13 protein-coding genes are annotated in these 12,409 nt (G+C 63.3%); 4 read left to right on the top strand and 9 right to left on the bottom strand.

Translation table 11 applies throughout. The features are described from left to right. Position 1 precedes the first annotated feature (1 nt). The 3 genes from cysN to cysG form a co-directional block, all read right to left on the bottom strand. Positions 2 to 1,429 (bottom strand): sulfate adenylyltransferase subunit CysN, encoded by a 1,428-nt coding sequence (cysN, locus tag AB5Y80_RS21040; RefSeq protein WP_368173484.1) that lies wholly within the window; start codon positions 1,427 to 1,429, stop codon positions 2 to 4. Positions 1,430 to 1,453: 24 nt separating this feature from the next. Continuing rightward, entirely contained in the window at positions 1,454 to 2,422 is a 969-nt protein-coding gene (gene cysD, locus AB5Y80_RS21035) for a sulfate adenylyltransferase subunit CysD (RefSeq protein WP_104454738.1), read from the bottom strand. A gap of 104 nt (positions 2,423 to 2,526) precedes the next feature. Then, entirely contained in the window at positions 2,527 to 3,951 is a 1,425-nt protein-coding gene (gene cysG, locus AB5Y80_RS21030; protein ID WP_368173483.1) for a siroheme synthase CysG, read from the bottom strand. A gap of 197 nt (positions 3,952 to 4,148) precedes the next feature. On the opposite strand from cysG, the gene AB5Y80_RS21025 reads away from it, so the two are divergent. Both AB5Y80_RS21025 and AB5Y80_RS21020 read left to right on the top strand, forming a co-directional pair. Then, complete coding sequence (locus AB5Y80_RS21025; protein ID WP_029314806.1) at positions 4,149 to 5,072, top strand: SPFH domain-containing protein; 924 nt, start codon at positions 4,149 to 4,151, stop codon at positions 5,070 to 5,072. Then, the gene (locus AB5Y80_RS21020; protein WP_010675601.1) at positions 5,069 to 5,524 is read left to right on the top strand and encodes an NfeD family protein; all 456 of its coding nucleotides are present in this window, start codon (positions 5,069 to 5,071) and stop codon (positions 5,522 to 5,524) included. The genes AB5Y80_RS21025 and AB5Y80_RS21020 overlap by 4 nt, the downstream gene beginning before the upstream one ends. Before the next feature lie 80 nt (positions 5,525 to 5,604). On the opposite strand, the gene AB5Y80_RS21015 is transcribed toward AB5Y80_RS21020, so the two are convergent. From AB5Y80_RS21015 to AB5Y80_RS21005, 3 genes are all read right to left on the bottom strand, one after another. After that, complete coding sequence (locus AB5Y80_RS21015; RefSeq protein ID WP_010675602.1) at positions 5,605 to 5,850, bottom strand: hypothetical protein; 246 nt, start codon at positions 5,848 to 5,850, stop codon at positions 5,605 to 5,607. Between the two features lie 306 nt (positions 5,851 to 6,156). Continuing rightward, positions 6,157 to 7,206: an oxidoreductase gene (locus tag AB5Y80_RS21010; RefSeq protein WP_368173482.1), complete on the bottom strand. Its 1,050-nt coding sequence runs from the start codon at positions 7,204 to 7,206 to the stop codon at positions 6,157 to 6,159. Positions 7,207 to 7,308: 102 nt separating this feature from the next. Then, positions 7,309 to 8,472, bottom strand: coding sequence for a multidrug effflux MFS transporter (locus AB5Y80_RS21005; RefSeq protein WP_201996492.1), 1,164 nt, complete (start codon positions 8,470 to 8,472; stop codon positions 7,309 to 7,311). 234 nt (positions 8,473 to 8,706) lie between these two features. Here AB5Y80_RS21005 and rdgB point away from each other — a divergent pair, with 234 nt between their 5' ends. Both rdgB and hemW read left to right on the top strand, forming a co-directional pair. Further along, positions 8,707 to 9,303 (top strand): RdgB/HAM1 family non-canonical purine NTP pyrophosphatase, encoded by a 597-nt coding sequence (gene rdgB, locus AB5Y80_RS21000; protein WP_010675605.1) that lies wholly within the window; start codon positions 8,707 to 8,709, stop codon positions 9,301 to 9,303. A 132-nt stretch (positions 9,304 to 9,435) separates the two neighbouring features. Further along, positions 9,436 to 10,581 carry a radical SAM family heme chaperone HemW gene (hemW, locus tag AB5Y80_RS20995; RefSeq protein ID WP_151028391.1) on the top strand — a complete coding sequence of 382 codons (1,146 nt, stop codon included), beginning with the start codon at positions 9,436 to 9,438 and terminating at the stop codon, positions 10,579 to 10,581. Between the two features lie 221 nt (positions 10,582 to 10,802). On the opposite strand, the gene AB5Y80_RS20990 is transcribed toward hemW, so the two are convergent. The 3 genes from AB5Y80_RS20990 to zntR all read right to left on the bottom strand — a co-directional run bounded on the left by AB5Y80_RS20990 (position 10,803) and on the right by zntR (position 12,092). Beyond that, positions 10,803 to 11,021, bottom strand: coding sequence for an alternative ribosome-rescue factor A (locus tag AB5Y80_RS20990; protein ID WP_042016330.1), 219 nt, complete (start codon positions 11,019 to 11,021; stop codon positions 10,803 to 10,805). A 107-nt stretch (positions 11,022 to 11,128) separates the two neighbouring features. Then, a complete protein-coding gene (locus AB5Y80_RS20985) occupies positions 11,129 to 11,665 on the bottom strand; it encodes a dihydrofolate reductase family protein (RefSeq protein WP_201955544.1) in 537 nt (178 codons plus the stop codon). After that, positions 11,655 to 12,092 carry a Zn(2+)-responsive transcriptional regulator gene (gene zntR, locus AB5Y80_RS20980; protein ID WP_010675609.1) on the bottom strand — a complete coding sequence of 146 codons (438 nt, stop codon included), beginning with the start codon at positions 12,090 to 12,092 and terminating at the stop codon, positions 11,655 to 11,657. The genes AB5Y80_RS20985 and zntR overlap by 11 nt, the downstream gene beginning before the upstream one ends. Positions 12,093 to 12,409 lie beyond the last annotated feature (317 nt).

Genomic DNA, 12,409 nt, shown 5'->3' with positions numbered 1-12,409 from the left:
CTTACTCCTTGCCGGAATCGTTGCTGATGGTCAGCGCCTGCCAGTGGGGGAAGTGCTTGCGCACCAGGGCGTTGAGTTCCACTTCGAACTCGCTGTATTGCCCTGCCACCGCCTTGGCCGCCAGCCCTTCCACTATCATGCCGGCACCCACGGTGACGTTGGTCAGCCGGTCGATGAGGATGAAGCTGCCGGTATCGCGGATCTCCTGGTAGGGGTCGAACGCCACCGGGTCGGTCAGGCTGAATTCGCACAGGCCGATCTCGTTTAGCTTGAGCTCGGAGGCGGGCAGCTCGTCGAGCTTGTTGATTTCGATGCGGTGGCGGATGGCCTCCACCTGGCCACGGCTCTTCTTGGTGGCCAGCTTGACGTCATAGACCCGGCCCGGTTGCAGGGACTCTTCCCCCATCCAGACGATGTGAGCCAGCACGTTCTGGGTCACCTGGGGCTTTTTCGCCGCATCCACCAGCAGGTCGCCCCGGCTGATGTCGATTTCGTCCGCGAAGGTGACCGTGATGGCCTGACCCGGCAGGGCGTACTCCAGATCCCCGTCGAAGGTGACGATGCGGGTCACCGTGCTCTCTTTGCCGGACGGCAGCACGGCAAGCTTGTCGCCCACCCGCAGGATACCGGAGGCCAAGGTCCCCGCGAAGCCGCGAAAATCGAGGTTGGGGCGGTTCACGTACTGCACCGGCAGGCGCACCGGGTGACGCTCCAGCTCGCGCTCCACTTCGGCAGACTCCAGCAAGGAGAGCAGGGTCTCGCCCTGATACCAGGCCAGCTTGTCGCTCGGGTTCACCACGTTGTCACCGTCCAGGGCCGAGACCGGCACGATGTGGATGGTGTCGACGCTGAGCTTTTTGGCGAACTCGCGGTACTCCAAGCTGATGCGATCGAACACCTCCTGGCTGAACTCCACCAGGTCCATCTTGTTCACTGCCACCACGAACTGCTTGATGCCGAGCAGGCTCGCGATAAAGCTGTGGCGGCGGGTCTGATCCAGCACCCCCTTGCGGGCATCGATCAGGATGATGGCCAGATCGCAGGTGGAGGCGCCGGTGGCCATATTGCGGGTGTACTGCTCATGGCCCGGGGTGTCCGAGATGATGAATTTGCGCTTGGCGGTGGAGAAATAGCGGTAGGCCACGTCGATGGTGATGCCCTGCTCGCGCTCCGCCTGCAGGCCGTCCACCAGCAGGGCCAGGTCCAGCTTCTCGCCGGTGGTGCCGAGCTTCTGGCTGTCGGACTCCAGTGCCTTCAGTTGATCTTCATAGATTTGCTGGGAGTCGTGCAGCAGGCGGCCGATGAGGGTGCTCTTGCCGTCGTCCACGCTGCCGCAGGTGAGAAAACGCAGCAGGCTCTTGTGCTGCTGGGCGTGCAGGTAGGCTTCAATGCCCTGTTCGCTGATGGCGGTCTGAATGTGGTTGTTCATGTTGCGATTCCTTAGAACATTTTTTTAGAAATAGCCCTGACGCTTCTTCTGCTCCATGGAGCCGGCCTGATCGTGGTCGATGAGCCGCCCTTGCCGCTCGCTCGAGGTGGTGATCAGCATCTCTTCGATGATCTCCGGCAGGGTGGTGGCATTGGATTCGATGGCCCCGGTCAGCGGGTAGCAGCCGAGGGTACGGAAGCGCACCAGCTCCTGCTTCACTTCGTCTTCCGGGCCGATGGGCATGCGATCGTCATCCACCATGATCTTGATGCCGCCGCGATCCACCACGGGGCGCATGGCCGCGAAGTAGAGCGGGACTATGTCGATGTTCTCGAGATAGATGTATTGCCAGATGTCCAGCTCGGTCCAGTTGGAGAGCGGGAAGACACGGATGCTCTCCCCCTTGTTGACCTGGCTGTTGTAGACGCGCCACAGCTCCGGGCGCTGGTTCTTCGGATCCCAGCGGTGGGACTTGTCGCGGAAGGAGTAGACGCGCTCCTTGGCGCGGGATTTCTCCTCGTCGCGACGGGCACCACCGAAGGCGGCATCGAAGCCGTATTTGTTGAGCGCCTGCTTGAGCCCCTCGGTCTTCATGATGTCGGTATGCTTGCTGCTGCCGTGCACGAAGGGGTTGATGTCCATGGCCAGGCCGTCCGGGTTCTTGTGGACGATGAGATCCAGCCCGTATTTTTTGGCGGTCTCGTCCCGGAACTTGATCATCTCCTTGAACTTCCAGTTGGTGTCCACGTGGAGCAGGGGGAAGGGGATCTTGCCCGGATAGAAGGCCTTGCGGGCCAGGTGCAGCATGACGGAGGAGTCCTTGCCGATGGAGTACATCATCACCGGGTTTTCAAATTCGGCAGCCACCTCGCGGATGATATGGATGCTCTCGGCTTCCAGTTGCTGCAGGTGAGTCAGTCGCTCGCGGGTGACACCTGCACGGATGCTCTGTGCATCGGATGGCTGCAGTTGGGTCAGTCTTTCACGGTCCATGTCTGGGTCCTCGGTTCATTGCTATCGCACCTGCTCGGGGCGCGGTGTTGGTTCAGTTCGGTGCCGCCTTGGCCGCACCGTCAAATCGATTCGGGTCTCGCCTCTCAGGCCAGGCTCACCAGCTTGAGCTCGTGGCCGCTTTTTGCTTCCTGCCCTTGCCCCTGCTCGCCAAACCAGGCGAGTTGCTGGCGCAGGGCCACCACTTCACCGATGACGATAAGCGACGGGCTCACCGCCTGCTGGGCCAGTTCGGCCAGATCCGCCAAGGTGCCGGTCAGCACCCGCTGGCGGGCCGTGGTGCCCCGCTCGATGATGGCGATGGGGGTGGCGGCGCGTCGGCCATGGCTCACCAGTTGCTGCTGGATATGCTCGGAGCGCATCAGCCCCATGTAGATGACCAGGGTCTGATTGGTGGCCGCAAGCTGCTGCCAGTCGGGCTCCTTGCCCTCTTTCTGGCAGTGGCCGGTGATGAAGACGGCGCTCTGGGCATGGTCGCGGTGGGTGAGCGGAATGCCCGCATAGGCGGTGGCACCGGCGGCGGCGGTGATGCCGGGCACCACGGAGAAGGAAATGCCCTCCTCGGCCAGCACTTCCAGCTCCTCGCCACCACGGCCGAACATGAAGGGATCCCCCCCCTTGAGGCGCACCACCCGGTTGCCCGCTTTGGCGTATTCCACCAAGAGGCGATTGGTCTCTTCCTGGGGCACGCTGTGGGCCCCCGCCTTCTTGCCGACCGACACCAGGGTCGCGTCGCGGCGCACCAGGTCCAGGATCTCGGGGGAGACCAGCTGGTCATAGAGCACCACTTCGGCCTGCTGGATCTGTTGCAGCGCCTTGAGGGTCAGCAGGCCAGGATCCCCCGGGCCCGCCCCCACCAGCACCACCTCGCCCACTTCGGTCTGGGCCTTGTCCAGCCCCTCATTGAGCCACTGCTCGGCCCCTTGCCAATCGGCTTTCTCAATCAGACCGGCCAGGGTGTTGGAGGCAAAGGCGCGCTCCCAGAAGCGGCGGCGATCGGAGAGGGAGGCCAGCACCTGCTTGGCCCGGCGGCGCACCCGGCCGGAGAGCTCCGCCAGACCGCCGAGGTGGCGGGGCAGCAGGCTCTCGAGCCGCTCGCGCAACAGACGCACCAGCACGGGGGCCTTGCCGCCGCTGGAGACGGCCACCACGATGGGGCTGCGATCGATGATGGAGGGGAAGATAAAGCTGGAGCGCTCGGGGTCATCCACCAGGTTGACGAACAGACCGCGCTCGGTGGCGCTCTGGTAGACCAGGGCATTGACCTCGAGATCGTCGGTCGCGGCCACCACCAGGATCTGCCCTGCCAGGTGGGCCGGGTCGAAACGCGCCGCCACATGGGTGAAGCGACCGGCAAATTCATGGAACTCGGGCTCGATCGCGGGAGAGACCAGGGTGATCCGGGCACCTGCCGCCAGCAGCAGGCGCGCCTTGCGCAGGGCAACCTCGCCCCCGCCCACCAGCAGTACCGGGCGGCCTTCCAACCTGGCAAACATAGGTAAATAATCCATCAGGGCCCGCTCCTCGGCATCGCGACATCTGGGGCGACTATAGGCAGGAGCGCTTATCCCTCAAAATAATAAAAAATGCTCTTTAATGCGTTTTGGTAATTAGTAAAGCCGTGTGGCGGCAATAGAGAAGCGAATCTGCTTGTGGTGGATGGCACCAGACCCTAGGCTAGTGAAAGTGTTTCATAAGGAGCTTAATCATGAATGAGTCATTGATTGTATTGGGGATCTTCATATTCCTGGTACTCGCCACCCTGAGTGCCGGCATCAAGATAGTGCCCCAGGGTTACAACTGGACCGTGGAGCGCTTCGGCCGCTACACCCGCACCCTCTCCCCGGGCCTCAACCTGCTGATCCCCTACATCGACCGCATCGGCCACAAGATCATCATGATGGAGCAGGTGCTGGACATCCCGGCCCAGGAGGTGATCTCCCGGGACAACGCCAACGTCACCATCGACGCCATCAGCTTCGTGCAGGTGGTGGATGCCCGCAAGGCGGGCTACGAGGTCAACGATCTCACCAGCGCCATCCGCAATCTCACCATGACCAACATGCGGACCGTGCTCGGCGCCATGGAGCTGGACGAGATGCTCTCCCAGCGCGACACCATCAACGAGAAGCTGCTGCGCACCATGGATGCGGCCACCGCCCCCTGGGGCATCAAGGTGACCCGGATCGAGATCAAGGATGTGCGACCGCCCCTCGCCCTGGTGGAAGCCATGAATGCCCAGATGAAGGCCGAGCGCCAGAAGCGGGCCGAGGTGCTGGAGGCCGAAGGGGTGCGCCAGTCCAAGATCTTGAAGGCCGAGGGGGAGAAGCAGTCCCAGATCCTGAAAGCCGAGGGTGAGCGTCAGGCCGCCTTCCTCGCCGCCGAAGCGCGGGAGCGGGCCGCCGAGGCGGAAGCCAAGGCGACCCACATGGTCTCCCAGGCGATCGCCGAGGGCGACATGCAGGCCATCAACTACTTCGTGGCCCAGAAATACACCGAGGCCCTGGCCCGCATCGGTGAAGGCCCCAACAGCAAGATCATCATGATGCCCCTGGAAGCGGGCAGCCTGATAGGCTCGGTGGCGGGCATGGCCGAGCTGTTCAACAAAGACGGCAAGGCGGGCAAATCATGACAGCCCTGTTCGAGGGGCTGACCCACTGGCACTGGCTGGGGCTCGGCTTCGTGCTGCTGGCCATCGAGGTGATGGGGTCGGTGGGCTTCCTGCTCTGGACCGGCATCGCCGCCCTGGAGGTGGGACTCTTGCTGCTGGTCTGGCCCTTCGGCTGGCAGGCGCAGTTGCTGCTCTTCGCCCTGCAATCCCTGCTCACCACCTGGGCCTGGTGGCGCTGGCAGCATCGCCGGGATCGCTCCGGGCTGGATGCCGCCGCTCCCATCAACGAGCGGATGCAAAGCTACATGGGCCGCGAGCTGACCCTGCTGGACGAGGTCAGCCAGGGGATGAGCCGGGTGCATCTGGACGACACCGTCTGGACGGTGCGCTGCAACGCGCCGCTGCCGGCCGGAAGCCGGGTCAAGGTGGTGGGGGCCGACTCCCACATCCTGCTGGTGGAACCCCTCGGCTGACCGTGCAACGCCCCGCCATGGCCATAAAAAAACGGGCCCGGCGCGAGTGCGCCGGGCCCGTTTTTCAATGAGGTGCTGGCTTAGTTGGCCTTGGCATCGCTCACGGCAGCTTCAGCCTTGGTGGCCACGTCAGCGGCAGCCTTCTCGACAGTAGCAGAAGCTTCGGAAGCAGCCTTCTCGACGGTAGCAGACGCTTCGCTAGCGGCTTTCTCGACAGTGGCAGCAACGTCTGCGGCCGGGGTCGCAGCCGGAGCGGCAGCTTCTTCTTTCTGACCACAGGCGGTCAACATCAGACCCAGGATACCGGCTACCAGTACTTTGTTCATGTGCATACCCTCAAAAAAAGATGGAGAGATGGTGCAGGGACCATCACTGTACGCCCCGGCTCCTGTCGGCACACCGGCCGCTGGAGCCCGAAGGCGCGCGAAATATATCCCCATATGCGGCCGATGAAAACGCGTATCACAATGATATTTTCTCGTTGGCATGATAAGAAACACTGCTGCAACGACAAATATTAATATAAAACACCCATTCATCGCCAAATTCGCACAACAAATCGCCAATTACCTGACGATTGCCAGTCAGCCATTGTCTTTCTGTCAGGCTCTCGGCGCTGTCGGATAACGCCGTCAGTCAGACAGCTTCTGACAAGGCAGGCGCCGCCCCTGCTGGTCGCTCTCCCGGGCCAGGTCCAGCAAGGCCATCACCGCCAGGGCCTCGTCGGCCGGCACCGGGTTCTCCCCTTCTCCCCGGATGGCGGCGCAGACACCGCGATAGTAGGCGCCGTAGTCCCCCGCCTCGCCGGCCACGGTCTGCTGCACAAGCTGACCGTCCCGGATCTGGCTGAGCTGGCCGGGGGCGGGATCCACGCCCCAGTCCGCCACCGGGGGCCGCTTGCCCTCCTTGAGCTGCTCCTCCTGCACGTCCATGCCGAACTTGATGAAGGAGCCCTGACTGCCGTGCACCACGAAGCGGGGCATCACGGCCGACACCAGACAACTGCCGTGCAGAATGACCCGCATCTCGCCATAACCCAGCACCACATGGAAGTAGTCGTCCGCCAGGGCCCCGGGGCGCTGCTTGCCCAGATCCGCCTGCAACCAGTCCGGCTGACCGAACAGCTGGAGCGACTGATCCAGGATATGAGGGCCGAGATCGAACCAGAGACCGGAGCCCGGGCCGCCCGCCTCGCGCCAGCGCTGGCGCACCTCGGGGCGATAACGGTCGAAGTGGGATTCGAACTGGGCAACTTGCCCCAGCGCCCCCTCCGCCAGCAGACGGCGCACCGTGAGGAAGTCCCCGTCCCAGCGTCGGTTGTGGAAGATGCTGAGCAGCCGCTGCTGCTTCTCCGCCAACTCGACCAGCGCCTTCGCTTCGGCCAAATCCAGGGCGAACGGCTTGTCGATCACCACGTGCTTGCCCGCCAGCAGGGCCTCGCGAGCGATGGGGGCATGAGTGTCGTTGGGGGTGGCGATCACCACCAGATCGAGGCTGTCATCGGCCAGCACCTGCTCCAGGGTGCCAACCCGGGTGCCGGGCAACGCGGCCTGTACCTTGGCGGCATCCCGGCTCACCACCCAGCGCAGGGTCAGGCCCGGGGTCGTGGCCAGGAAGGGGGCGTGAAAGGTCTGTCCTGCGAAGCCGTATCCCACCAGGGCGGCGTTGATTGTGTGGCTCATCCGGTTTTCTCCACGGGTCTGTGATCATGCGAGGCAGGCGGGTCGCCTGAAAAAGAGAAGGGGGCTCAAGGCCCCCTGAGTGTGCTCATCAGAGCACAGGATTTATTGCAAACACAAGCGCCGGCCCTGGCGGGTCATCAGCATCACCAGCGGGGGCAGCAGCAGCCACATGTGCAGGGCCAGCTGGCTCAGGGGATCCGGCATCAGCCAACCGGTGATCCCCACCAGGGCGCCGGAGCCGCTCATCTGGAACAGGCCGAGCAGGGCGGCCGCAGTCCCGGCGCAGTGGCCGAAGGGGGCCAGCGCCATGCCGGCGGCGGCGCCCAGGATCATCGCAAAACCGATGCTGGAGAGGAACACCGGGCCCATCATGGCCAGCGGGTGCGGGATGTGCATGGCCAGGGTCAGGGTGATGGCGGAGAGCAGCACCACCAGCAGGCCGATGCGCAGGGTCCGTCTTGGCCCTACCCGGGCGATGAAGCGCGGGGCCAGGAAGCAGGCCAGGATGTTGAGGGCCGCATTGGCGGTGAACCAGTGACTGAAGCCACTCATGTCCAGCCCCAGGGTCACCATCAGTTGTACCGGCGCCGCCGTCACGTAGGCGAGGATCACCGCCATCGCCAGCATGCACAGCGCCGCGTTGAACAGGAAGCTCGGGGAGCGCAGCACCGGGCTGTAGCGTGACCAGCTGATGAGCGGGCCAGCACTGCTGGTCTCCTCAGGGCGGGTTTCCGGCATCCGCCACAGCAGCCAGCTACCGACCACGACGGCGTAACCGGCCATGAACCAGAAGTTCGCCGACCAGCCCGCCTTGGCGGTGAGCCAGCCACCCAGCAGGGGCGCCAGTGCGGGGATGAAGCAGATGGCACCGTTCAGATAGGAGATCATCTGACCGCTCTTCTTGGGGCCATAGCTGTCACGGACCACCGAGAAGGCGGCCACCGAGGTGGCGCAGGCCCCGAAGCCTTGCAGCACCCGCGCCAGCATCAGCTCGCCGAGGCTCGCGGCAAAGCCGGCTGCCAGGGCGCTCAGTCCGTAGAGCAACACACCGCCAAGGGCAATGGGTTTGCGCCCGTAGCGATCGGCCAGCGGCCCCACCAGCAGTTGCCCCAGCCCCATGCTGAACAGGAACCAGGTGATGGTGCCCTGCATCAGGGTCACTTCGGCCCCCAGCTGCTCGGCCATCTGGGGGATGGCAGGCAGATAGATGTCGATGGCCAGCGGGCTGAACAACACCAGGAGTACAAGCAAAAGAATCAATGGCATCAGTCACCTCAAGCCCTAGGAATATCGATTGGGCCGCGAGTCTACTGACTCAGAGTAATGAATTGAAATGGTATTTAATCACTTCGGTTATTCCCTGCTGGAAACATGTATCTCTTCTACCTCTCAGGGGGTTGAACCAGGATCCCCCGTTGGCACCGGATCCCGGGTAATTGGCGCTTTTACTAAACCCCTCCCCCGCATAGAATGCGCAGATTATTTTTGCGGAGGTGTGTGATGAACAAGCTTGTCCTGGCAACAGGGAACCAGAAAAAGGTGAAGGAATTGGCCGCCATGCTGGCCGATATGAAGATCCAGGTGATCCCGCAGAGCGAGTTTGCAGTCTCCGATGCCGACGAGACCGGCACCACCTTCGTCGAGAATGCCATCATCAAGGCCCGCCACGCCGCCCGCGTCACCGGCCTGCCCGCCGTGGCCGACGACTCCGGCCTGGAAGTGGATCTGCTGCACGGCCGCCCCGGCGTCTACTCCGCCCGTTTTGCCGGTGCCGGTGCCAGCGACAAGGAGAACATCGACAAGCTGCTGGCCGAGCTCAAGGGCGCGCCGGATTACCTGAAAAGCGCCCGCTTCTGGTGCGTGCTGGTCTACATGCGCCACGCCGACGATCCCACCCCCATTATCTGCCAGGCGAGCTGGGAAGGGATGATCATCGACGAACCCCGCGGCCAGCACGGCTTTGGCTACGACCCCGTGTTCTTCGTGCCCGATCACGACTGCACCTCGGCCCAGATGCCGGCGGAGCTCAAGAACCAGCTCAGCCACCGTGGCCAGGCCCTGGCCAAGCTCAAAGCGGCCCTGGCGGCGGTCAACTAAAGCGCTGTCTCCCGCCGCGTTGTCATCTACAATGGGGGCCGTCGGCCCCCGTTTCGTTCGCGGCGCCCCGCCCGTTGTCACCGGCAACCAGGGCCACCCGACCCCTTTTGATTGTTGAATACTGGAAATCCCATGCTGCAACTGCCGCCCCTCTCCCTCTATATCCACGTGCCCTGGTGCGTCCAGAAGTGCCCCTACTGCGACTTCAACTCCCACGCCCAGAAGGGGGAGCTGCCCCACCTCGAGTACGTGGCGGCCCTGCTGGAGGATCTGGAGCAGGATCTGCACTGGGCCCAGGGACGCCCCCTCTCCTCCATCTTTATCGGTGGCGGCACGCCGAGCCTGCTCTCCGTCGACGCCATGCAGGCGCTGCTGGACGGGGTGCGCGCACGCATCGCCCTCGCCCCGGACTGCGAGATCACCATGGAGGCCAACCCGGGCACGGTGGAGGCGGACAAGTTCGCCGGCTTCCAGCGGGCCGGTATCAACCGCATCTCCATCGGGGTACAGAGCTTCCAGCAGGAGAAATTGACCCGGCTCGGCCGCATCCACGGCCCCGAGGAGGCGCGCAAGGCCGCCGAACTGGCCCACGCCATCGCGCTTCCCACCTTCAACCTGGATCTGATGCACGGCCTGCCGGATCAGAGCCTGGACGATGCGCTCTATGACCTGCAGCAGGCCATCGACTGCGCGCCGCCGCATCTCTCCTGGTATCAGCTCACCATAGAGCCGAACACGGCATTCGCCTCCAAGCCCCCCACGTTGCCGGAAGATGACACCCTGTGGGACATCTACGAGCAGGGCCACGCCATGCTGACCGCCCAGGGCTATCAGCAGTACGAGATCTCGGCCTATGCCAAAGAGGGGTATCAGTGCCGCCATAACCTCAACTACTGGCGCTTTGGCGACTATCTGGGGATCGGCTGCGGCGCCCACGGCAAGGTGACGGATCTTGCCAACCAGCAGATCCTGCGCACCGCCAAGGTGAAGCATCCGAAAGGTTATCTGGATCCGAGCCGCCCCTATCTGGACAGCCAATGGCAGGTGAGCGCGGACGATCTGCCGCTCGAGTACTTCATGAATCGGTTCAGATTGTTTGAACCCGCCCCCAAGGCGGAGTTCGAGGCCTTTACGGGGCTACCGCTGGAGCGGGTAGAGACCATGCTCGCCATCGCCCGGACCAAGGAGCTGATCGAGGATCTTGGCGACAGCTGGCAGCTCACGTCCCTGGGGCATCGCTACCTCAACGTGCTGCTCGAACTCTTTATGGATGAGTGAAAACTTGTTCACGATCTTGCTGCGAAGCCGTGATCAAGGTTCATGCACTGCTCGGAATCCTCACGTATGTCTATACGCTCCGGTTCCTGCGCTGCTCTTCACCTTGCTGACAGCTTCTCGCGACAGGTCGTGAGCCAGTTTTGTAAAACCGTGTTTCTACATAACAATCAGGGCGCCCATGGGCGCCCTGATTGTTTTCGTTACAAGGCGTAGAAACCCGCTCAGCAGCAGACGCTTACCATCTGCTGTTGGCCGGGCTCCCACCGCTTGCCGTGCTTGGCCTTGCGCTGATAGCTGCCCTTGCCCTTCTTGCTCGGCTCGACCCGGGCCTGGAACAGGGGGGAGGTCACCAGTGCCTTGAGGTGGTTGTCCTGAATGATGCCGCGCTGATGTTCGCAGGCGGGTTCGGCGGTGACACAGGTCACCTTCTTCTTGGCCATATGGGCTCCTTGATGGGGTTGTCGTGTTTGCCTGTCGTCCCTGTCTGGAAGGGCAGATGGCGAAAAACGCGCCGATTGTGCACCTCTTGCCTCCCCCGTGCAAGCTGTCAGGCGGGGTGATAGATAACCCGCACCAGGCCGCTTGGCAGCACGGCGCTCGACACCGGTCTCAGCGCGCCGGGCAGGGATCCTGCAAAGAGCGGGATCCCGCCCCCCAGGGTGACCGGTACCCAGAACAGGGTCAGCTCGTCCACCAGGGCCCCCTGCAGACCCTGCCTCACCAGCTCCCCGCCATCCAGATAGAGGTGACGGCTTCCCCCCTGCCACAACTCGTCCAGCACCTGCGCCAGCGCCCCCTGCCGAAAGGAGACCCGAGGACGGGGGTCGGCGGGCCTGTGGGTCAGTACCACCAGCGGCTTGTCCCCGTAGGGCCACTCGGGAAAGGCGCTCACGATATCGTAGGTGTTGCGCCCCATCAGCAGGGTGTCCGCGCTCGCCATCAGGGCGCTGTAGCCTGTCTCCTCCGGCCCGTCGCCACCATAGGGGGCCAGCCATGCCAGATCGCCCCCCTCCCCGGCGATGAAACCGTCGAGGGAGAGGGCGAGAAAGGCGGAGACCCGGGGCCGGCGCAGCTCAGTGCTCATGGTCGTGGTGCTCGTGGCGGGAAGGGGCGCCGGACTCCAGGGTCTCGAGGATGGCGCAATGCTCCGCCGAGCGCGGGCCGCCGCAGCAGATGTCGGAGAGGGCCTTCAGGTTCTCGCGAAAACGGGTCAGCTCCAGGAGCTTCTGCTCCACCTGTTCGAGCTTGGTGTCAGCCACCGCCTTCACCTCCTGGCAGGTGACCTTGGCCTTGTTGGTGTCCAGGGCGAGCAGCTCGCCGATGTCCGCGAGGGAGAACCCCACCGACTTGGCGCGGATGATGAACTCCAGCCGCCGCTTGTCCTGCTCGCCGTAGAGGCGATAGCCGGATTCGTTGCGAATGCCCGGCGAGATGAGGCCGTTCTTCTCATAAAAGCGCAGGGTGTCGGCCTTCACTCCGCACGCCTTGGCCAGTTCACCGATCCGATACATGGTCCTCTCCCCCCGCATGACATTCCCGACATGGTACTCAATATAAACCGGCCTCCACTATCACCTCTTTGCCCGGCGATTGCCAGTCAAAGGCAGGAAAGCAGCAGCTAACCCCTCACTTGCCGGCCATTTATCCCCAAAACACTGAAAAGACAAACGTTTCACAAAAAATCACCAGAAAACGTTTAACGCCGCATTCCACAAGGGTTTGTCTCTTTAAAAAATCCACCACAGGTCACATTTTTTGTGTAGAATACGCGCCCACAAGAGAGCGTCGCGTCAAGCGGGCATTTCCTAAAACGCTTTTGCCAACGGCC

This window comes from Aeromonas sp. R2-1 (assembly GCF_040908425.1).
In the GTDB taxonomy this organism is placed as follows: Bacteria; Pseudomonadota; Gammaproteobacteria; order Enterobacterales; family Aeromonadaceae; genus Aeromonas; species Aeromonas caviae.
Note: the sequence above shows the minus strand (reverse complement) of the source record. Positions and strands in the feature narration are given on the sequence as shown.